The sequence below is a fragment of the Luteibacter sp. W1I16 genome (assembly GCF_050434905.1).
In the GTDB taxonomy this organism is placed as follows: Bacteria; Pseudomonadota; Gammaproteobacteria; order Xanthomonadales; family Rhodanobacteraceae; genus Luteibacter.
The window spans coordinates 2,125,472-2,145,010 of the sequence record NZ_JBNDJJ010000001.1 but is presented as its reverse complement, the minus strand read 5'-3'; the positions used below and the strand labels follow the sequence as shown (position 1 = coordinate 2,145,010).

20 protein-coding genes are annotated in these 19,539 nt (G+C 65.6%); 14 read left to right on the top strand and 6 right to left on the bottom strand.

Annotation, left to right across the window (positions count from 1 at the left end; all coding sequences use genetic code 11):
* Positions 1 to 666: 666 nt before the first annotated feature.
* The 4 genes from QFZ41_RS09560 to QFZ41_RS09545 all read left to right on the top strand — a co-directional run bounded on the left by QFZ41_RS09560 (position 667) and on the right by QFZ41_RS09545 (position 4,286).
* The gene (locus QFZ41_RS09560) at positions 667 to 2,397 is read left to right on the top strand and encodes a DUF885 domain-containing protein (RefSeq protein ID WP_429198546.1); all 1,731 of its coding nucleotides are present in this window, start codon (positions 667 to 669) and stop codon (positions 2,395 to 2,397) included.
* 63 nt (positions 2,398 to 2,460) lie between these two features.
* Positions 2,461 to 2,862, top strand: a complete 402-nt coding sequence (locus QFZ41_RS09555) for an MbcA/ParS/Xre antitoxin family protein (RefSeq protein ID WP_429198545.1) — start codon at positions 2,461 to 2,463, stop codon at positions 2,860 to 2,862.
* Positions 2,859 to 3,560 carry an RES family NAD+ phosphorylase gene (locus tag QFZ41_RS09550; protein WP_429198544.1) on the top strand — a complete coding sequence of 234 codons (702 nt, stop codon included), beginning with the start codon at positions 2,859 to 2,861 and terminating at the stop codon, positions 3,558 to 3,560. Before QFZ41_RS09555 ends, QFZ41_RS09550 begins: the two co-directional genes overlap by 4 nt.
* Before the next feature lie 18 nt (positions 3,561 to 3,578).
* Positions 3,579 to 4,286 carry an SGNH/GDSL hydrolase family protein gene (locus QFZ41_RS09545; protein ID WP_429198543.1) on the top strand — a complete coding sequence of 236 codons (708 nt, stop codon included), beginning with the start codon at positions 3,579 to 3,581 and terminating at the stop codon, positions 4,284 to 4,286.
* A 402-nt stretch (positions 4,287 to 4,688) separates the two neighbouring features.
* On the opposite strand, the gene QFZ41_RS09540 is transcribed toward QFZ41_RS09545, so the two are convergent.
* Positions 4,689 to 4,937, bottom strand: coding sequence for a hypothetical protein (locus QFZ41_RS09540; RefSeq protein ID WP_429198542.1), 249 nt, complete (start codon positions 4,935 to 4,937; stop codon positions 4,689 to 4,691).
* Between the two features lie 69 nt (positions 4,938 to 5,006).
* Positions 5,007 to 5,894 carry a phenylalanine 4-monooxygenase gene (phhA, locus tag QFZ41_RS09535; protein ID WP_429198541.1) on the bottom strand — a complete coding sequence of 296 codons (888 nt, stop codon included), beginning with the start codon at positions 5,892 to 5,894 and terminating at the stop codon, positions 5,007 to 5,009.
* Positions 5,895 to 6,031: 137 nt separating this feature from the next.
* Here phhA and QFZ41_RS09530 point away from each other — a divergent pair, with 137 nt between their 5' ends.
* The 10 genes from QFZ41_RS09530 (at position 6,032) to QFZ41_RS09485 (ending at position 12,877) form a co-directional block, all read left to right on the top strand.
* On the top strand, positions 6,032 to 6,511 hold the full coding sequence (locus tag QFZ41_RS09530) for an Lrp/AsnC family transcriptional regulator (RefSeq protein ID WP_429198540.1): 480 nt from the start codon (positions 6,032 to 6,034) through the stop codon (positions 6,509 to 6,511).
* Positions 6,512 to 6,594: 83 nt separating this feature from the next.
* The gene (locus QFZ41_RS09525) at positions 6,595 to 7,395 is read left to right on the top strand and encodes a lysophospholipid acyltransferase family protein (protein ID WP_429198539.1); all 801 of its coding nucleotides are present in this window, start codon (positions 6,595 to 6,597) and stop codon (positions 7,393 to 7,395) included.
* Complete coding sequence (locus tag QFZ41_RS09520; RefSeq protein ID WP_429198538.1) at positions 7,392 to 8,393, top strand: YheT family hydrolase; 1,002 nt, start codon at positions 7,392 to 7,394, stop codon at positions 8,391 to 8,393. Before QFZ41_RS09525 ends, QFZ41_RS09520 begins: the two co-directional genes overlap by 4 nt.
* A 50-nt stretch (positions 8,394 to 8,443) precedes the next feature.
* The gene (locus tag QFZ41_RS09515; RefSeq protein WP_429198537.1) at positions 8,444 to 9,535 is read left to right on the top strand and encodes a PQQ-dependent sugar dehydrogenase; all 1,092 of its coding nucleotides are present in this window, start codon (positions 8,444 to 8,446) and stop codon (positions 9,533 to 9,535) included.
* Positions 9,536 to 9,548: 13 nt separating this feature from the next.
* The gene (locus QFZ41_RS09510; protein WP_429198536.1) at positions 9,549 to 10,172 is read left to right on the top strand and encodes a YbhB/YbcL family Raf kinase inhibitor-like protein; all 624 of its coding nucleotides are present in this window, start codon (positions 9,549 to 9,551) and stop codon (positions 10,170 to 10,172) included.
* A 114-nt stretch (positions 10,173 to 10,286) separates the two neighbouring features.
* Positions 10,287 to 10,445, top strand: a complete 159-nt coding sequence (locus tag QFZ41_RS09505; protein WP_306848471.1) for a DUF1328 domain-containing protein — start codon at positions 10,287 to 10,289, stop codon at positions 10,443 to 10,445.
* 58 nt (positions 10,446 to 10,503) lie between these two features.
* Entirely contained in the window at positions 10,504 to 10,893 is a 390-nt protein-coding gene (locus QFZ41_RS09500) for a DUF883 family protein (RefSeq protein WP_429198535.1), read from the top strand.
* A gap of 27 nt (positions 10,894 to 10,920) precedes the next feature.
* Positions 10,921 to 11,403: an ABC transporter ATP-binding protein gene (locus QFZ41_RS09495; protein ID WP_429198534.1), complete on the top strand. Its 483-nt coding sequence runs from the start codon at positions 10,921 to 10,923 to the stop codon at positions 11,401 to 11,403.
* Complete coding sequence (locus tag QFZ41_RS09490) at positions 11,400 to 11,717, top strand: hypothetical protein (protein ID WP_429198533.1); 318 nt, start codon at positions 11,400 to 11,402, stop codon at positions 11,715 to 11,717. The genes QFZ41_RS09495 and QFZ41_RS09490 overlap by 4 nt, the downstream gene beginning before the upstream one ends.
* Positions 11,714 to 12,877 (top strand): AI-2E family transporter, encoded by a 1,164-nt coding sequence (locus QFZ41_RS09485; RefSeq protein WP_429198532.1) that lies wholly within the window; start codon positions 11,714 to 11,716, stop codon positions 12,875 to 12,877. The genes QFZ41_RS09490 and QFZ41_RS09485 overlap by 4 nt, the downstream gene beginning before the upstream one ends.
* Before the next feature lie 6 nt (positions 12,878 to 12,883).
* Here the strand turns inward: QFZ41_RS09485 and QFZ41_RS09480 are convergent, their stop codons facing one another.
* Genes QFZ41_RS09480 through QFZ41_RS09465 form a run of 4 tightly spaced genes read right to left on the bottom strand, consistent with a single transcriptional unit; the run spans position 12,884 to position 19,496 of the window.
* Positions 12,884 to 13,657 (bottom strand): SDR family NAD(P)-dependent oxidoreductase, encoded by a 774-nt coding sequence (locus QFZ41_RS09480; protein ID WP_429198531.1) that lies wholly within the window; start codon positions 13,655 to 13,657, stop codon positions 12,884 to 12,886.
* Positions 13,654 to 15,087 (bottom strand): efflux transporter outer membrane subunit, encoded by a 1,434-nt coding sequence (locus QFZ41_RS09475; protein ID WP_429198530.1) that lies wholly within the window; start codon positions 15,085 to 15,087, stop codon positions 13,654 to 13,656. Before QFZ41_RS09475 ends, QFZ41_RS09480 begins: the two co-directional genes overlap by 4 nt.
* 1 nt (position 15,088) lies before the next feature.
* Positions 15,089 to 18,280, bottom strand: coding sequence for an efflux RND transporter permease subunit (locus tag QFZ41_RS09470; protein WP_429198529.1), 3,192 nt, complete (start codon positions 18,278 to 18,280; stop codon positions 15,089 to 15,091).
* Between the two features lie 7 nt (positions 18,281 to 18,287).
* The gene (locus QFZ41_RS09465) at positions 18,288 to 19,496 is read right to left on the bottom strand and encodes an efflux RND transporter periplasmic adaptor subunit (protein ID WP_429198528.1); all 1,209 of its coding nucleotides are present in this window, start codon (positions 19,494 to 19,496) and stop codon (positions 18,288 to 18,290) included.
* Between the last annotated feature and the right edge of the window lie 43 nt (positions 19,497 to 19,539).

Below are 19,539 nucleotides of genomic sequence, written 5' to 3'. Positions count from 1 at the left end.
CGGCCGCCACCCTCGTCGCTCCGGTTCCACCGTCGCTCGGGAAAGGATGCCGCTGCGCGGCCATGTTTGATGGCTGACGCCCCGTCGCGCCCGTCACGCCGGGCGGGGTTTTCGATTCGGCTCCTGCCTCAGCGAAAACGGCCGCCCGTCCAGGCCGGCCCCCTACGGGCCTTTTCGCCCGTCGCTCCTCGGTTCCACAAGTCGCCACGAGGGTGGCGGCCGACGGCTCTTCCGGGCACTGAGGGGGCGTGTGGCACAAGCAACGCCCGCACCTGGGAAGCAAACCGTTCCGTGTGAGCGCCCCTCACCCGGGTGGGAAGCGGGCTGGCCCGCGATTCGCCACCCTATGTCGAGCGAATGAGGCTGTGCACTGCAACCGAGCGAGCGACAAGCCTCCCCCGATCACGGCAAGGCTTCCTTCGCTAGCAGAAAGATTGAGGAATCGCGGGCCAGCCCGCTTCCCACCCGGGTGCGGCATCCAGCATCTAGCAAGTGGTTAGTGACTAGCGGCACGGCGGGCTTTGCTCTTCCTCAACCCACCGCCTGTCGCGCCGAGGGTGGCGCCCGGCAGCTCTACCGCGACGCACATAACGAATGCGAGGGCGAAGCCGAGCCTGAATACAGCCGTGCGATGATCGGGGTTTTCCCCGCACCCACGGAGCCCGCATGTCCCCCTGGATCCGAGCCATCGCCTTCGCCGGACTGTTCGCCGGTACCGCCCATGCCACGCCGCCGGCCGACGACGCGTTCAAGGCCATCTACACCAAGGAATGGACATGGCGTAACGGCCAGGCGGGCATCCTCACCTCGGGCGAGGCGCAGCCGGGCGATGGACGGCTCGACACGGTGGATGCGGCGAGCCAGGCCAAGCGGCTCGCCTACTGGAACGACGTGCTGGCGCAACTCGACCGTATCGATCCGAAGTCGCTGAGCGGTACCGTCCGGGTCGACTACGCCGTCTACCGCGAACAGATCGGCAACCTCGCCGCCGCGCAGCGCTTCGCGCAGTGGCAGATGCCATTCAACAGCGACTCCGCGTTCTGGTCCGATGTCTCCTATGTGCTGCACGGCGACGACCTGCGCACGCGCGACGACTACCGCCACTACATCGAGCGCCTGCGCCAGATCCCCGCGTACATGGACCAGGAGATCGCGAACATGCGCCTGGGCCTGGCGCGTGGCTTCACCGTGCCGCGCGAGGTGCTCGGTGGCCGCGACGTCTCGATCGCCGCGGTGGCGGAACTGAAGAACCCCGAGGACAGCGCGCTGTACAAGCCGTTCAAGGCCATGCCGAAGAACCTCCCGGCGGCCGATGCCGAGGCCTTGCGCAAGGACGCGCGCAAGGCGATCGCCGAGGGCGTGATCCCGGCCTATGGCCGCCTGCTGACGTTTTTCCGCGGCGAGTACGTGCCCAGGGCGCGGCCGACGCTGGCGGCCGAATCGCTGCCTGACGGCAAGGCGTATTACCGCCAGCAGATCCACGAATACACCACGCTCGACCTGTCGCCGGACGAGATCCACGCGATCGGCCTGCGCGAAGTCGCGCGACTTCATGCGGACATGCTGGAGACGATGAAGGAGACTGGGTTCAAGGGTGACTTCCCGGCCTTCCTCACCTTCCTTCGCACCGATCCACGGTTCTATGCGAAGACGCCGGACGAACTGTTGATGCGTACGGCGTGGGTCGCCAAGCAGGTCGATGCGAAGCTGGGCAAGTATTTCGGCTTGCTCCCGCGCCAGCGTTTCGCCATCGAACCGGTGCCCGCCGACATCGCGCCTTACTACACCTCAGGCCGTGGTGGCGCGGACGTCTATCTGGTGAACACGTACGACCTGCCGTCGCGGCCGCTGTTCAACATGCCGGCACTGACGCTGCACGAATCCATGCCCGGTCATGCGCTGCAGCTGGCGCTTTCGGCGGAGCAGCAAGGCTTGCCGCCGTTCCGTCGCGACGGCTACATCTCCGCCTACGGCGAAGGCTGGGCACTGTATTCGGAGTACCTCGGCGAGGAGATGGGCATCTACCACACGCCGTATGAGCACTTCGGCTACCTCACCTACCAGATGTGGCGTGCCTGCCGCCTTGTCGTCGACACGGGCATCCACCATCTGGGCTGGACGCGCCAGCAGGCGATCGATTACCTCACGCAGAACACGGCGCTGAGCGACCGCGAGATCGCCAACGAGGTGGACCGGTATATCAGCTGGCCGGGGCAGGCCCTGTCGTACGAGCTGGGCTACCTGAAGATCCGCGAGTTGCGCGAGCGCGCCGAGAAGCAGCTTGGCGAGAAATTCGACCTGCGCGCGTTCCACGATACCGTTCTGGCGCTGGGTTCCGTGCCATTGCCGGTGCTCGAACAGCATGTCGACGCGTGGATCGCCTCGAGGAAATCGTAAGCGGTACTCCAATTTCTCCATAAGTGGAGTACACTGCGTCACAACTCCACAGGTAAAGCCACGATGCAACCAGCCATCCACGCCGAACCGATCCACGCCGGAGACCTTGGCGGTCCCGCCCTCCGCGCCTTCTTCGCCCTCGCGGAGCGGTGGAAATTACGCGCCGCCGAGCAGCGGACCCTGCTCGGCGAGCCGCCGGAATCCACCTATTTCAAATGGAAGAAGCAGCAGGACGGCGCACTCTCTCGCGACGTGATCGAGCGCATCAGCTACCTGCTCGGCATCTGGAAAGACCTGCAGATCCTCTTCCCGGATCCCGCCCAGGCCGATGCGTGGGTACGCAAGCCTAACGATGCGCCGCTCTTCGGCGGCCAATCGGCCCTGGAGCGGATGCTCTCCGGCAACGTCGCCGACCTCTACGTCGTCCGCCAGTACCTGGACGCCCAACGCGGCTGGAACGGATGAGCCCGGCGCCACCGCTCCACCGGATTCGCTGGAGCCAGGCTTACCGGATCGTGCCCAGCCGGTTCCCGCCCGTGGGCCTGTTCGATCGCATCGCCGAGCCGAAGGACATCGACGCGGTCATGGCCATCGAATCGCTGACCAACCCGCGCCTGCGCGAGGAAATGGGCGCGCTCCGGCTGACGCCGCCGGAACGCCGCGTCTCCGGGCCCGGCACGTCGCCGATCATGGCGGCCTTCACCCATATCCCGCCCGAGGGAAGCCGGTTCAGCGATGGGCATTGGGGCGTGTTCTACGCCGCGCACAGCGTGCCGACGGCGATCGAGGAAACCGTCTTCCACCGCGAGGCCTTCCTCGCCGCCACCCACGAACCGCCTACGGACGTGCAGGTGCGCTGCTACAAGACCTCGATCTCGGGCCGCTTCCACGACATCCGTGGTGGCTGGGGCCCCGAGCACGATCCCGATTCCTACGCCGCCAGCGTGAAGCTGGCGCGGACGCTGCGGGAACAGGGCTCCAACGGCATCGTCTACGACAGCGCGCGCCATGCGGGTGGCGAGTGCGTTGCCGTGTTCTACCCCGATCTCGTCGCGCCGTGCGTGCAGGCCGAACATTTCATCTACCGCTGGAACGGTACGCGGATCGAAGCCGTGCTGAAGGTGACGCCGGTCGAACGGCAGGGTTTACCCCAGCGTCCGTAAGGCGTTACGGTGCGTGGAATGAAACGCCTGACGATTTTCCTCACCCTGCTCGTATTTTCCTTCGCCGCCCACGCCAAAGGGCCGGACCACGGTCAGTGGGAACACGACATCCAGGCTTTCGAGGCCGCGGACCGCGCCAGCCCGCCACCGGCCCACGCCGTGTTGTTCGTCGGCAGCTCGTCGATCCGCTTGTGGGAGAGCCTGGCTTCCGATTTCTCGGAATACCGTGTCATCAACCGTGGCTTCGGCGGTTCCGACCTCGACGACGCCACGGCCTTCGCCGACCGTATCGTCGAGCCGTACCACCCCGTCGCCATCGTCATCTACGCGGGTGACAACGACCTGCAGAATGGCGATACGCCGGAGCAGGTCCGCGACGACTTCGCCGCTTTCGTCGCGAAGGTGCGCCAGGATCAACCGGACGTGCCGATCGCCTTCATCTCGATCAAGCCCAGCGTGGCGCGCCTGAACCTGCTGTCGAACATCGAACGGGCCAACGCGTTGATCCGCGATTGGTCGATGGCGCAGAAAGGAGTCGCGTTCCTCGATGTGGCGCCGGCGATGCTCGACGCGAACGGCCAGCCGAAGCAGGAACTCTTCGTCGGCGACGGCTTGCACATGAACCCGAAAGGTTATGCGCTGTGGGTTGCGCAGGTACGTCCCTGGCTCGCGGAACACGCTGCGGCGGCCGAAGTTAAACGGGACCCAAACGCGGCCATGAAGTGATACGGGAACTTCACGGCTCCGCCCTTATCTAAGTATTCGATCGCCGAGAGGCGACCTGTTGGCAACCGGCGCGTTTGATTCGCCCGTTGTCCCGGGTCCCGCTATTTCCCCTGATAGCCTGGACCCGACGCGACCCCGGCAGCTCCTCCCCTGGCTGCCGGGGTTTTATTTTGTCCGATTTTTGACTTTCCACCGGTAATAGCCAGGTGGGAGGCGATCCAGAGGAGATGGCCCGGACCTGGTGGGAGCCGACCTTGTCGGCGATCCCGCGGCAGCGGGCCCGGATACCGCAAGCACCCATCGCCGACAGGGCCGGCTCCCACCAAGCAGGCTCCCAAAGAAAAAGGGCGGGTCAGCCTCTCGGCCAACCCGCCCTTCGTGGATACGGTCGGTACTTCTGGATCAGACGTGATGCACCCGAGTCGCGTAGGGACGAATCGACGTATCGAATGCCCGCCACACGCCGTCGTTACCTTCGATGTTCAGCACGATGTCCGAGGTGGCGTTGGCCGCCTCGATACGGCGGGCCTCCTGCAGGGCGCATTCGAGCGCGTCATCGCGCGAACAGAATTCCCCGTACTCGAACTCGTTTTTCTGCAACAGCCAAAGACCGGGACCGACGGACTCGAAGGGAATATCGAAGACGACCACGATGGACCCACCCTGTTCAATGGAGTTGGGCCCATCGTAGAGACCCGTTCGTTAGGCCGTCGTTGAGTTTCAGTTGTCTGCGCCGGAAACGAAGCCTTCGCGTGTACCTCGCTGGTACACCTTGTCCGTCGGCAGCACATCGCTAGCCGCCACGGGCGTTCCACCCGCCAGCCCGGCGTAGATCGGGGTGAAATCCGGTCGGGTCGCATCGAACAACTGCTCGAAGTCGTCGATCACGAAGTAGGTCTGCTGGTAAGTGTCGATCTTGTAGCGGGTATTCATGACCCGCTCCAGGTCGAATCCGATCCGGTTCGGCGCCGGCGAATCGATGGAGTAGATGGATTCGCCCTTGGAACTGACGATGCCTGCCCCGTAGATGCGCAGGCCCGCCGCTGTCCGGATCAGGCCGAACTCCACGGTGTACCAGTAGAGGCGCGTGAGGTTCATCAGCGCGTCCGGGCCGATGGCGTGGGCTTTCATGCCGCCCTTGCCGTAGGCCTGCATGTAATCCGCGAACACCGGGTTGAGCAGGAGCGGCACGTGGCCGAACAGGTCGTGGAACAGGTCCGGTTCGGCCAGGTAATCCAGCTGGTCGGGCTTGCGGATCCACCAGCTGACCGGGAAGCGGCGATTGGCGAGGTGATCGAAAAACACCTCATCCGGCAGCAAGCCTTCGACGCCGACGACTTCCCAGCCCGTCGCCTTGCCGAGCACCTTGTTCAAGTCGTCGAAACGCGGAATACCCCCATCGCCCAGGCCGAAGCGATCCACGCCATCGAGGAACTCCTGGCAGGCGTAGGCGGGCAACAACTCGCGCTGGCGCCGGTACAGCGTGTCCCAGACCTCGTGGTCGACCTTCGAGTAACTTGCCCACGGCTGCTCCACGGTGCCGGTCGCATAGACAGGCACGTATCCGCGGTCGGTCTGCTGGTGTTCGACGCGACGGGGTGTGTCCATGGCGGGCCTCCTTCGGGCAGTGGTGGTCGTGAAGCAACAGCATAGCGAGGAGTACGCGCAATAAGCTTGCTATGTTGCGTGCATATGGATTGAACGTGCAATAATGAAGCGAATTATAGAGATTAGGTAGAATAATCGTGCATGGAAGTCTGGACCGTACCGACCTGAGGCTCCTGGCCGCCCTGCAGGCTAACGGCAGGATCAGCAACGCCGAACTGGCCGCGGAAGTGAACCTCTCGCCCTCGGCCTGCCTGCGCCGGGTGCAGAAGCTGGAAGCCGACGGCGTCATCGCCGGATACGGCGCCCGGCTGGAGCCACGCTCCCTGGGTCTCGGTCTTCAGGCCTTCGTACGTGTGCAGCTGAGCCGGCACGAGTCCGAGGCGATCGACTCCTTTACGGAACGGGTCGCCGAATGGGAGGAGGTGGTGTCGTGCTACGCGCTGACCGGAGACATGGATTACCTGCTCCAGGTGTACGTGGCCGACCTGGATGGATTTTCCCGCTTCCTGCTCGACCGTCTGTTGAACTCGGCAGGCGTGGCGGACGTCAACACCAGCTTCGTCCTCCGCACCGTGAAGGCTTCAACGGCCTTGCCCCTGGGGAATATCCGGCCATAGCACGGCGCAAGCCCACGTGTCTTAAGAATAAAGACAACTTCCCCTAGCGGCAGGGACCGGCCATCGTTAATCTTGTGCGCTCGATGGAAGCCACCACCGCCAACCCGACCCCACGCGACCGACTGCGTCCGCTGCGCTATGTGTGGCGCGTGCCGTTGTTGGTGCTCCACGTCCTGTTCGGCATCGTCATCTGTGCGGTGATCCTGAGTTGGGCGGGTGGGGTGATGAAGGACGGACGGGAGCCCCTGGCCCACCGGACGATCCGCATGTGGTCTACGCTGCTGTTGCGCGTCTTCGGCTTCCGCAGCCGCCGCTTCGGCCAGCCCTTGCCCGATCCGGTGCTGTTCGTGGCGAACCACACCTCATGGCTGGATATCGAGCTGCTGCACTCGCAGCGCGCGGCCTGTTTCGTCGCCAAGGCCGAGATCGCGCGCTGGCCGCTGGTGGGCTGGATGGCGGCGCGCGGCGGGACCATCTTCCATCGCCGGGGCAACAACCATTCACTGGCCTCGGTCATGGCGTCGATGGTGGAACGCCTGCGCGAGGGCCGTTCCGTGGCCGTCTTCCCCGAAGGGGGCACGGGCCACAACGGGGTGTTGCGCGTGTTCCATGCGCGTATCTTCCAGGCCGCCCTCGATGCCGGCGTGCCCGTGCAGCCGGTGGCCCTGCGTTTCGCGCGGCACGGCCGGCGCCTGATCGATGCCGGGTTCCGCGAAGGCGAGAGCTTCATGGGCAATTTCCTGCGCTTGCTGGGCGAGCCGCCGCTCGACGTGGAAGTGCATTTCCTCGAGCCGGTTCCCGTATCGGCCGACGGACGTCGCCGCATGGCGGAGGCCTCGCGCGAACGCATCGCGCAGGCCCTGGATACCGATACCCCGGCATGAGTCTGCCGAAGGGATCCGACTTCCTGCCGCCATGGCCGCTGCGCAGCGGCCACATCCAGACCATGCTTTCTTCCAGCGGCATTCGCCGCCGCCTGTTGCCCAGGCGGGCGCACCAGGTGCAGGAAAATGCGCAGGAGGTGCTGATCGACGTCGGCCGCGGCGATCGCTTGAGCGGCCGCTTCACCGCCCAGCGCACGGGCCGTGAATCGCGGGGCTTGGCCATCCTCTTCCATGGCTGGGAAGGCAGCGTCGACTCCACGTACGTGTTGCAGACCGGCAGCCGGTTGCTCGAGGAGGGCTGGGATGTCTTCCGACTGAACTTCCGTGACCACGGCGATAGCCATGGCCTCAACGAAGCCCTGTTCCATTCCTGCCGTATCGACGAGGTGGTGATCGCCCTGGGCGAAATCGTGCGGATGTTCCCGGCGAAGGCCGTCGGCGTGGCCGGTTTTTCCCTCGGGGGCAACTTCGCCCTGCGCGCCGGCATGCTGGCACCCACGCAGGGCGTTTCGCTGGACTACGTGCTGGCGGTGTGCCCGATCGTCGATCCGAGCGAAGGATTGTTCTCGCTGGAGAGCGAGGCCCCCTGGTTCTACCAGGCCTACTTCATGCGCAAGTGGCGCCGCTCGCTGCAGCTCAAGCAGCAGGCGTTCCCGCATGCGACGTACTTCGAGCTGGAGGAACTGCGCCAGAACATGCGCGATCTCACGCGCTCTCTGGTGTTGCGCCACACCGACTTCGGGTCGCTCGAAGCCTATCTCGACGGGTACTCCGTGGCCGGGGACCGGCTGATGGACCTGCACCTGCCGGCGACGATCCTCACGTCACGCGACGACCCGGTGATTCCGGTCGGCGCGTTCGACCAGTTGAGCGTGCCGCCGAACATCGAACTCGATATCGCGACCTACGGCGGCCATTGCGGTTTCATCCGCGACTTCAGCATGACCAGTTTCACCGACGACTACATCGCAGCCCGATTCGACGCCATCGCCCGTTGAACCTTCCACGCGTGGAAAGGGACAGACGGGTCCTCAACGGGAGTCCGTTCATGCGTAGTGCCCTCTTCCTCGGCCTGGTACTTCTCGCCGCTCCGGCCTTCGCCACCACTCCGTCCCTGGGGTCACTGAAGCTGCCGCCGGGCTTCCAGATCGCGGTCTGGACCGATCAGGTGCCGGATGCCCGCGAAATGGCGCTTGGGGCGAAGAACACGGTCTTCGTCGGATCGCGCGACGCCGGCAAGGTATACGCCGTGAATTACGCCGCCGACGGGAAGGTGGAAAAGGTGCGCACGATCGCCAGCGGCCTCCAGCTTCCGGTGGGCGTGGCCTTCCATGGCGGCGACCTGTACGTGTCGGCGATCAGCCGGATCTACGTGATCCGCGACATCGAAAACCACCTCGACGCACCGCCGAAGCCCGAACTGGTCACCGACAAACTGCATACCGAAACGTCCCACGGGTGGAAATTCATCGCGTTCGGGCCGGACGGCAAGTTGTACGTGCCGGTCGGCGCACCATGCAATATCTGCGACCGTGGCGACGAAGGCTTCGCCCAGTTGCTGCGCATGAACCCCGATGGCAGCGGTGTCGAGACCGTGGCGCGCGGCATCCGCAACACGGTGGGATTCGACTGGCGGCCCACGGATAAATCGTTGTGGTTCACCGACAACGGGCGCGACATGCTCGGCGACGATCTGCCCAGCGATGAACTCAACCGCGTGGCCAAGCCCGGCGAGCACTTCGGTTATCCGTATTGTCACCAGGGCGATACGCTCGATCCGGAGTTCGGCAAGGGCAAGAACTGCAAGGACTTCACGCCCCCCGTGCTTAAGCTGGGCGCCCATGTGGCGGCACTCGGCATGCGCTTCTACAACGGAAAACAATTTCCCGCCGCCTACCATGGCGCGCTCATCATCGCCGAGCACGGCTCGTGGAACCGCACCGCGAAATCCGGCTACCGGGTGATGAGCGTGCGCCTCAACGGCAACAAGGTGGCCAGCTACGAGCCGCTCGTCGAGGGCTTCCTCGCCGACGAAAAAGTGTCGGGCCGCCCCGCAGATGTACAACCACTCCCCGATGGCAGCCTGCTGATCAGCGACGACGACAACGGTGCCATCTATCGCGTGACCTATAAGAAGTAGAAGGAGTCCCCCCATGCGCCTCAACAGCGACAGCATCCAGAACGGCAAGCCCATCCCCTCGAACCACGCCTTCATGGAACTGGGCGATCCGATCAAGCCGGCCGGCAATGTGACCCCACACCTCGCCTGGACCGAAGTTCCCGCGACCGCGCGTTCGTTCGCCATCGCGGTCATCGACACGGACGTGCCATCGAAGCCGGACGATGTGAACGTGGAAGGCCGCGAAATACGCCGCGACCTGCCTCGCGTGGAATTCGTCCACTGGCTGATGGCCAACATTCCCCTGGAGTGCCGTGAACTGGGTGAAGGTGCTTGCGGCGAAGGCATCGTCCCCCGTGGGAAGAAAGATCCCGTCGGGCCCCCCGGATCGGTGCAGGGGCTCAACGACTACACCGGCTGGTTCAAGGGCGACCGTGACATGGAAGGCCACTACCACGGCTACGACGGCCCGTGCCCGCCGTGGAACGACAGCATCCCCCATCATTACCACTTCCACATTTATGCTCTGGACGTCGAGAGCGTGCCCCTGGAAACCGGCTTTTCACTGGCCGAGTTTCGCGATGTGATCGAAGGCCACGTGGTGGACCAGGCGACGATCACCGGCACCTATTCGCTGAACCCCAAGGTCAAGGCGTGAGGATGGGGTGAAGGGTACTTGGCTGAATGTCCATTGAGTGAAGCCTCCGGGCTTCACGCGGCCTGCGCGGGGCGCGGGACTAAATGGTCCCGCGCTACCCACGGAGAAACCACCATGTTGCACTACGCCCTCGTTTTCCTGGTCATCGCGATCATCGCGGCCGTGTTCGGCTTCGGCGGCATCGCGGGCACGGCGGCCGGTATCGCGAAGATACTGTTCGTCATCTTCCTGATCCTGGCGATCATCTCGTTCTTCCGCGGCCGTAACGTATAGACCACGGCATCACCCTTTTTGCCGTACCTTGTTCGATCCCAGTCCCGGAGACCGTCACATGAACAATCCTGCCGACCCCGTCGCCAACGCCGCGACCGCCGCCGCGAACACCGTTTCGGCCGCCGAGCGCATCGATGCACGTGCCGAACGAGTGAAGCAGGCCACCTCCGAGGTCGTGGACCGGACCAAGGAAGTGGTCGACCGCGCCGCGGACAAGGTGGAAAACACACTGCACAACGCCACCGACAAGGCCGCCCACGGCGCCACGCGCGCGGCAGAAAAGGCCGAGGAAGCCAAGTTGCGCGGCAAGGAAGCCTATGGCGAGGCCGTGGAGACCGCCAACGACTGGCTGGATACCGCCAGGGAATACGTGCGCGAGAAGCCCGTGCAGTCCATCGCCCTTGCCCTCGCCGCTGGCTGGCTGGCCGGCCGCATCCTGCGCAACTGATCCTTTTCTCGCCCAGGGGCGCGACACATGCTGGAAGACAGCCCCTCGGGGCGAGACGACGCTGACGAGACCGCGCCGCCCGACGCGGCGGCCGGCCCCAAGCTGGCGATGCCGGCCTGGGTGGCGGACGTCCGCCGCCTCGGCGCCGGGCTGAAGAATCTGTTCGCCGCGCAGTTGAAATTGCTCGGCGCGGAAATCGGCCTGGCCCGGAGTGGCATCGTCATGATGCTGTTCATGGGCCTGGCCGCCATCGTCTTCGCGGTGGCGCTCGGCTTCACCCTGCTTGCGCTTGCCGGCTGGGGCCTGGCCCAGTGGTTCGGCTCGTGGGCCTGGGCGCTCACTGCGCTGGCGGGTCTGCAACTGGTGCTGCTGGTCGGCGCCATCCTCGTCTTCCGCCGCGGCATGCACTGGCTTACGCTCCCGGCGACGCGCGCCGAACTATCCACGCTGGCCAGGGAAGCCGCCAGGCAGGGTAAGGCCGAGGGCGAGAAGGAGGAAGGAAAGGCATGAGCATTTTCAGCAGCATGGCGAAAGTCAGCGCCGCCCGGGCACGCGTCGCGGCCGCCCGGCGGGAAACCGTCGAACCGGCCGCCGCCCTGATCGCGCGCGGCTACGAGCATCCCCTCACCGTGCTCGGCATCGCCGCCGGCTCGGGGTTCCTGCTCAGCAAGGTCAAGCTCAATCCGCTCGCGGTGCCTGGCGTCACCGGCATCGTGGCGGCGGGTAGCGCCGATCTCATCGGCAAGGTGGTCTCCATCGCCGCCGGCAGTTTCCTCGGCGAGATGGCCAGCCATGCAGCCGACGCGGCCGAAGAGGCGCCGTGAGCGACTTTCCTAGTCCACTGCCCACGCCGGTCCCTTCGACGGCGGCACCGGGTGCCGCCGTTTCCACATTGACCGTGCCGTCGCGGCGAAAGCCGGGTAGCGGCCGGAGTTCCCGGCGCATTTCGCGCCATCTGCATGCCATCCGCATCTCGCTGACCGTGCTCATCCTGCTGGCGGTGGTCTATACGATCGCCATCGGCAAGTCGTTGCTGGTGCCGCTGGTGCTCGCGGGGTTCATCGGGCTGGCGCTCAATCCGATCGTCGCCGCCGCGGCGCACCTGCGCATCCCGCGGTGGTTGTCCGCGGTCACGGTGATGTTCCTGCTCGGCTTCGGTCTCGTATCGGCGGTGACGACGCTTTCGGAGCCGGCGCTCAACTGGTTCCACGAAGCGCCGACCGCGATGCGCGCGTTCGCCCCCAAGATCAAGCCGATGACCCAGCAGATCGAGGCGGCCAGCCGAGCCACCCAGAACCTGGTCGGCGGCACGGTCGCGCGCAACGCACCGCAGAGTCCCAACAGCTTCGCCTTCACGGCGTGGGATATCGTGGCGGGCGCGCCCAAGGTACTCGCCAGCGTGCTGACCGTAGCCTTGCTGGTGTTTTTCTTCCTCGTCTACGGCGACGAGATCCTGCGGCGCGCGGTCGAGATATCACCCACCTTCGCCTATAAGCGGCATACCGTGAGCATCGTGCGCAGCATCCAGGTGGAAGTGTCGAGCTACCTGCTGCTCACGGCCGCCATCAACGTCACGCTAGGCCTCGTCACGGCGGGCATGCTCTACCTCTACGGCGTGCCCGACCCGTTGCTCTGGGGCACGGTCGCCACGATCGCCAACTTCATTCCCTACGTCGGCGCGATCACCACCACGACGGTGCTCGCGATCGTCGGTGCGCTGCATTTCCAGGAACTCGGTCCCGCCTTGCTTCCGGCGGCCACCTTCGCGGGCATCACCGCGGTCGAAGGCAACATGATCACGCCGATGCTGCAGGGGCGCCGCTCGCGGCTGAGCCCCGTGGCGATCCTGCTCTGGCTGCTGGTGTGGGGATGGCTCTGGGGCGTGCCGGGCGCACTGCTGGCCGTGCCGATGTTGACCTGCGTGAAGCTGATCACCGCGAAACTGCGCGGCTGGCAGTGGTTCGCGCACATCATTTCGCGCTGAGCCCGCTCACCAGCCGATCTTCACCCGGTCGCGAAAGAACTCACCCGTCGCCGCTTCCCGCTCCGGCAACAAGGCCGCCCACACGATGCCTTCGGCACTCTCCGCCGCGGGCCGGCCACCGCTGCCGCCGAGTGCGGTGGCCGTCCAACCCGGGCAGACGGCGTTGACGAGGATGCCGCTGCCCGCGACTTCACGGGCAGTGACTTGCGTATACGCGTTGAGAGCTGCCTTGGAAATGCGATACGCCGGTGCCTTGTCGCTGCACATGGCGTGTGCGGCACATTCGCTCGACACGTTGACGATGCGGCCGTAGCCATGCCGGTGCATCAGCGGCAGCGACGCCGCGGTGAGGCACCAGGCCCCGAGCAGGTTCACTTCCAGCGCACCGCGGATGGTATCGAGATCCGGCGTGGACGTGCGTGCGTCCGGATCGTAATAGCCACCCGCATTGTTGATCAGGATATCGAGCCGGCCGAAGCGGCCGTCGATGTGTGCGATGGCATGTTCGATGTCGCCCTGGCGGGTCACGTCGAGCTTGAGCGCATACGCGTCGCCGCCGAGCTCACGAATGGCGCGCGCCGCTTTCTCTCCCTTGCCGGGTTCGCGCATGCCCATGAATACCGTCACGCCAAGCGAGGCGAGCTGGCGCGACACTTCCAGGCCGATCCCTCGGTTGGCGCCACTCACCAGCGCGACACGCTGGGTGAGTGGCGGTTCGACGGCCATCGCGCTGCTGCGCTTCGCCTGCACGGGCAGGCGATGAACCTTGGCGGCACTCATGGCACCTTCGCAACCTCGCTGCACGCGTTGTCGCCACACGCCTGCCAGCCACCGCCCAGCGCCTTGTACAGCTGCACCGCGCGCGTATTGATCGCGGCCTCCGCCTCCGCCAGCTGGTCCTCGGCGGACAGCTGGTTGCGCTCTGCATCGAGCAGTTCGAGGTAGTCGGTGCGGCCGGCGTCATAGCGGATCTTCGCGAGATCCGCGGCGCGGCGGCTTTCTGTCGCCTGCACTACCAGCTTCTCGACGCGCTGGCGTTGCTGGTTGAAGCCGACCAGCGAATTGTCGACATCCTCCAGCGCCGTCAGGACGGTGCGCTCGTAGTTCGCGCGCGCCTCGTCGGCGCGGGCCTCCGCACCCTTCACGCCCGACCGCACGCGCTGCACGTTCAGGCCGGACCACGAGATGCTCGGGGCGAGCGACCACGCGCGCGAGTCGGCACCGCCGAAATCGTTGCTGCGGCCGGCGAGGAAGCCGATGAATCCGCCCAGCGTGATGTGCGGGAAGTAATCCGCCTTGGCCACGCCGATGCGGGCGTTCGCGGCCGCGAGTTCGCGTTCGGCGATGCGGATGTCGGGACGCCGTTGCAACACCTCGTCGGCACCGCCGATGGCGAGGCTGACGTCGATGGGCTTGAAGGTCGCCGGCGAGAGGTCGATGTCCAGTTCGCCCGGACGCGCGCCGAGCAGCACCGCGATGCGGAACTGATCGGCGCTGGCCTGGGTTTCCAGCACGGGCAACTGCGCTTCCACCGAAGCGAGCCTTGCCTTCGCGCTGGCGAGGTCCTGCTCGGCCCCGGTGCCCAGTTCGACCCGTGCGGTGATCACCTTCAGCGAATCCTGCTGGTTGGCGATGTCCCGCCTGGCCACGTCGATGCGCAGTTGCGCGCCGCGCAGGTCGAAGTAGTTGCGCGCCACTTCGGCGAACAACGTGACCTGCGCGTCCTGCAATGACGCCTCACCGGCGGCGGCATCGGCACGCGCGGCCTCGACCGAGCGGCGGATGCCGCCGAACAGGTCGAGTTCCCACGAGGCATCGAAGCCCGCCTGGTAGGCGGTGATGGTCTGGCGCTGGTCGCTGAAGCCCGGCTGCTGCTCGCGGCTGCGCTGGTAAGACACCCCGGTTTCGATGTCGGGGATCTGCTGCGATTTCGCCGTGCCGAGCGCGGCACGCGCCTGGTTGAGACGCGCCACCGCGATCTTCAGGTCCGGCGAGCCCTGCGCCGCGCGGACGATCAGCGCGTCGAGGGTCGGATCGCCGAACTGCTTCCACCAGCGAGCCTGCACATCACCGTTGTTCTGGTGAGTCGCATCGACGCCCTGCAAGGTCACCGGGGCTTCCTTGGGCGCGTGGTAGTCGGGGCCCACGCTCGCGCAACCGGCGAGGACGAGGGCCGCGAACAACGCGGTACTGCGAAGAACGATTTTCATATCAGGACTCCCGGGCCGCGTGGGCGAGGAGACGGCGTTCGCGGCGGGCCTGGCGGCGCGCCTCCGAACGCTCGTTCCACGCGCGGATCAGCACGTAGAAGAGCGGGGTGAAGATCAGGCCGAAGAAGGTCACGCCGAGCATGCCGGAGAACACCGCCACGCCCATCGCGTGACGCATCTCCGCACCCGCGCCATGCGAGGTCACCAGCGGCACCACGCCCATGATGAAGGCGAACGAGGTCATCAGGATCGGGCGCAGTCGCAGGCGCGCGGCCTCGAGCACGGCATCGACGCGGTTCATGCCGTCGATCTCCGCTTCGCGGGCGAACTCGACGATCAGGATCGCGTTCTTGCAGGCCAGGCCCACGAGCACGATCAGGCCGATCTGGGTGAAGATGTTGTTGTCGCCACCGGTGACGATGACGCCGGCAATGGCGGACAGCAGCACCATCGGCACGATCAGGATGACCGCGAGCGGCAGGCTCAGGCTTTCATACAGCGACGCCAGCACCAGGAACACCAGCAACACGGACAGCGGGAACACCAGCACCGCGGTATTGCCGGCGAGGATCTGCTGGTAGGTCAGTTCGGTCCACTCGTAGCTCATGCCGTTGGGCAGGCTCGAGGTGACCAGCTTTTCCATGGCTTCCTGTGCCTGGCCCGTGCTGTACCCAGGGGCCGCGCCGCCGTTGATTTCGGCCGTGGGATAACCGTTGTAGTGCTGCACGCGGTCCGGACCGTTGGTCTGGCGCATGGTGAGGAAGGAACCGAGGGGCACGAGGTCGCCAGCGGCGTTGCGGGTCTTGAGACCGACCACGTCGGACGGCTCGTGACGGAAGGACGGCTCCGCCGACACGTTCACCTGGTAGGTGCGGCCGAAGCGGTTGAAGTCGTTCACGTAGAGCGAGCCGAGATAGGCCTGCAGCGTCTGGAACACGTCGCCCAGGTCGATGCCTTCCGACTTGGCCTTCTCGCGATCCACGTCGGCGTCGAACTGCGGCACGCTCACCTGGAAACTGGTGAACAGGTGCGCGAGTTCCGGCGTTTTCTGGCTGGCCGCGATGATGCCCTGGGTCTGCTTGTAGAGTTCCTCGAAGCCCATGTCGCCACGGTCTTCGATCTGCATGCGGAAACCGCCGATCGTGCCAAGGCCGTTGACCGGCGGTGGCGGGAAGATCGCCATGTACGCACCCTGGATCGACGCGAACTGGGCGTTGAGGCGCGCAGCGATCGCATCCGCCGAAAGGTCGGCCGACCGGCGTTCCTCGAACGGCTTCAGCGCGACGAAGACGATGCCCGAGTTGGTGCTGTTGGTGAAACCGTTGATCGACAGTCCGGGGAACTGGATGGCATTGGCGGTACCAGGATCCTTCAGCGCGATATCGCCCATCTGGCGGATCACGGCCTCGGTGCGGTCGAGCGAAGCGGCATCGGGCAGCTGCGCGAAGGCGACGAGATACTGCTTATCCTGCGGCGGCACGAAACCTGTCGGCGTCCTCATGAAGCCGAAGACACCGAGGGCCACGAGGCCGGCGTAGATGAACAGCACCATGGCGGAGAAGCGCAGGATCTTCTGCACGCCACCGACATAGCCATGCGAAGCGCGTTCGAACGTGCGGTTGAACGGGCGGAACAGCCAGCCGAGGCTCCGGTCCATCCAGACGGTGAGCTTGTCCTTCGGCTCATCGCGGCCCTTGAGCAGCAGCGCGGCGAGCGCGGGGCTGAGGGTCAGCGAGTTGAAGGCGGAGATCACCGTCGAAATGGCGATGGTCAGGGCGAACTGGCGATAGAACTGGCCGGTAAGGCCGCTGATGAAGGCGGCCGGGACGAACACCGCGCACAACACGAGTGCCGTCGCGACGATCGGGCCGGTCACTTCGGTCATGGCCTGGCGCGTGGCCATCTTCGGATCGAGCCCATGCTCGATATGACGCTCCACGTTCTCCACGACCACGATCGCATCGTCGACGACGATGCCGATGGCGAGCACCAGTCCGAACAAGGACAGCGCATTGAGCGAGAACCCGACCATGTACATCACCGCGAACGTGCCGATGAGTGACACCGGCACGGCCACGAGCGGAATGATGGACGCACGCCACGTCTGCAGGAACAGGATCACCACGAGCACGACGAGAATGATCGCCTCGAACAGCGTGTGCACGACGGCTTCGATGGAGCCGCGCACGAACACCGTGGGGTCGTAGACGATGGTGTAGTCGACGCCTTGCGGGAAGTCCTTCTTCAGCAAGGCCATCTCCGCCCTGACTTCGTCCGAAATGGCGATGGCGTTCGAGCCCGGACGCTGGAAGATCGGGATCGCCACCGCTTCGCGGTTGTTCAGAAGGCTGCGCAGGGCATAGTTGTTCGAGCCCAGCTCGACGCGGGCGACGTCGCGCAGGTGCGTGACGGAGCCGCTCGGGTCGCTACGCACGATGATATTGAGGAAGTCGTCCTCGGTAACGAGGCGGCCACGCGTATTGATGTTGACCTGGAAGGCATTCGTACTCGGACCAGGGGGCGCGTTCAGCGCACCGGCGGCGACTTCGATGTTCTGCTCACGCACCGCCTTGATCACGTCGCCCGTGGTGAGGTTACGGGTGGCCAGCTTCTCCGGGTTCATCCAGATACGCATGCTGTATTCGCCCGCGCCAAACAGCTGGACGTCGCCCACGCCGTCGAGACGGGCGAGCTGATCCTTGATGCGCGTGCGGGCGTAGTTCGACAGGTAGAGCATGTCGTACCGGTTATCCGGCGAGGTGAGATGCACGACCATGGTCAGGTCGGGCGAACTCTTGGTCGTCGTCACGCCGAGGCGTTGCACTTCTTCCGGCAGTCGCGGCAGGGCCTGGGCGACGCGGTTCTGCGTCTGTACCTGCGCGTTGTCGAGGTCGGTGCCGAGGGCGAAGGTGACCGTGAGGGTCATCGTGCCGTCGCTGGTCGCCTGCGAGGAGGTATAGAGCATGCCTTCCACGCCGTTGATCTGCTCTTCGAGCGGCGTGGCGACGGTTTCGGCGATGACCTTCGGGTTCGCACCCGGATAGGTCGCTTTCACCACGACGGTCGGCGGGACGACTTCCGGATATTCGCTGATCGGCAGCTTGAACACGGCGATACCGCCCGCGATCAGGAACAGCACCGATAGCACGCCCGCGAGGATCGGGCGTTCTACGAAGTATTGAGCGATTTTCATGGTGGAATCAGTCCTGGTTCTGCGCCACGCTGTCGACGCCGGCCGGCCGCGCCGCGGCGACGTTGCGCCCGGTGTCCGGCACGAGCGAAGCCATCGTCACGCGCTTGGCATTCACTTCCACGCCCGGGCGCACGCGCTGCAGGCCGTTCACGACGACCACGTCGTCCGCGTTGAGACCGGAATCGACCACGCGCAGGCCATCCACCAGCGCACCGGTGGCGACGCGGCGGTATTCGACCTTCTTGTCCTTGCCCACCACGTAGACGAACTTGTTGCCGAGGTCGGTGCCCACGGCCTTGTCGTCGATCAACGCGCGCGGCTGCATGTTGCCGCTACGCAACTGCACGCGTGCGAAGAGACCGGCGGTGTAGGCGCCGTCGGCGTTCGGGAACACGGCGCGCAAGCGGATCGTGCCGGCACCGGCACGCACCTGGTTGTCGACGAAGTCGATCTTGCCGACGTGCGGATAGGCCTGCTCGTCGGCGAGGCCCATTTCCACTTCCGGGGCGCGTCCGTTCTGCCGGCGCAGGCGGTCCAGCTTCAGGAAGGTCTGCTCGTCGACATCGAAGTAGACGTACATCGGGTCGACCGTCACCACGCTGGTCAGCGTGTCGCTGGGGGTGACCAGGTTGCCTGGGGTGATCTGGGCATTGCTGACCTTGCCGTCGACAGGGGCACGCACCTCGGTGAACGACAGGTTGAGGCGGGCGTTATCGAGCGCGGCCTGCACCGAGGCCACCTGGGCCCTGGCGCTGGCGGCGGCGGTATCGAGACGGTCGGCTTCTTCGCGCGACACCGCGTGCTGTTCCACCAGCTTGGTGCCACGGGCGGCGTTGGCGTCGGCGTTCTTGCTTTCGGCCCGGGCCTGGGCGAGGTTCGCGGCGAGACGGTCCACCTCGGCGCGGTACGGGCGCGGGTCGATGGTGAAGAGCAGGTCGCCCTTCTTCACCGTCGCGCCTTCGCGGAAGTGGATCGAATCGACGTAACCGCTGACGCGCGGCTTGATCTGGATCGTGTCCACCGCCTGGATCCGGCCGGTGAACGCGTTGGTGTCCGACACCGGGCGCAGGAGCACCTGGGCGACGGTCACTTCGGGAGCGGGCGGCGCGGCGGCGGGCTCGGCGGCGTGGCTTGGCGTGCCACCGGAGCTCAGCCAGATCGCCGAGGCGACGGCGACCGCCAGGGCGGTCGAACCGAACAGGATTTTCTTTTTCATGACGGGTCCTGGAGTGTCGAGGGGGATGCAAGATCTTTCGGCG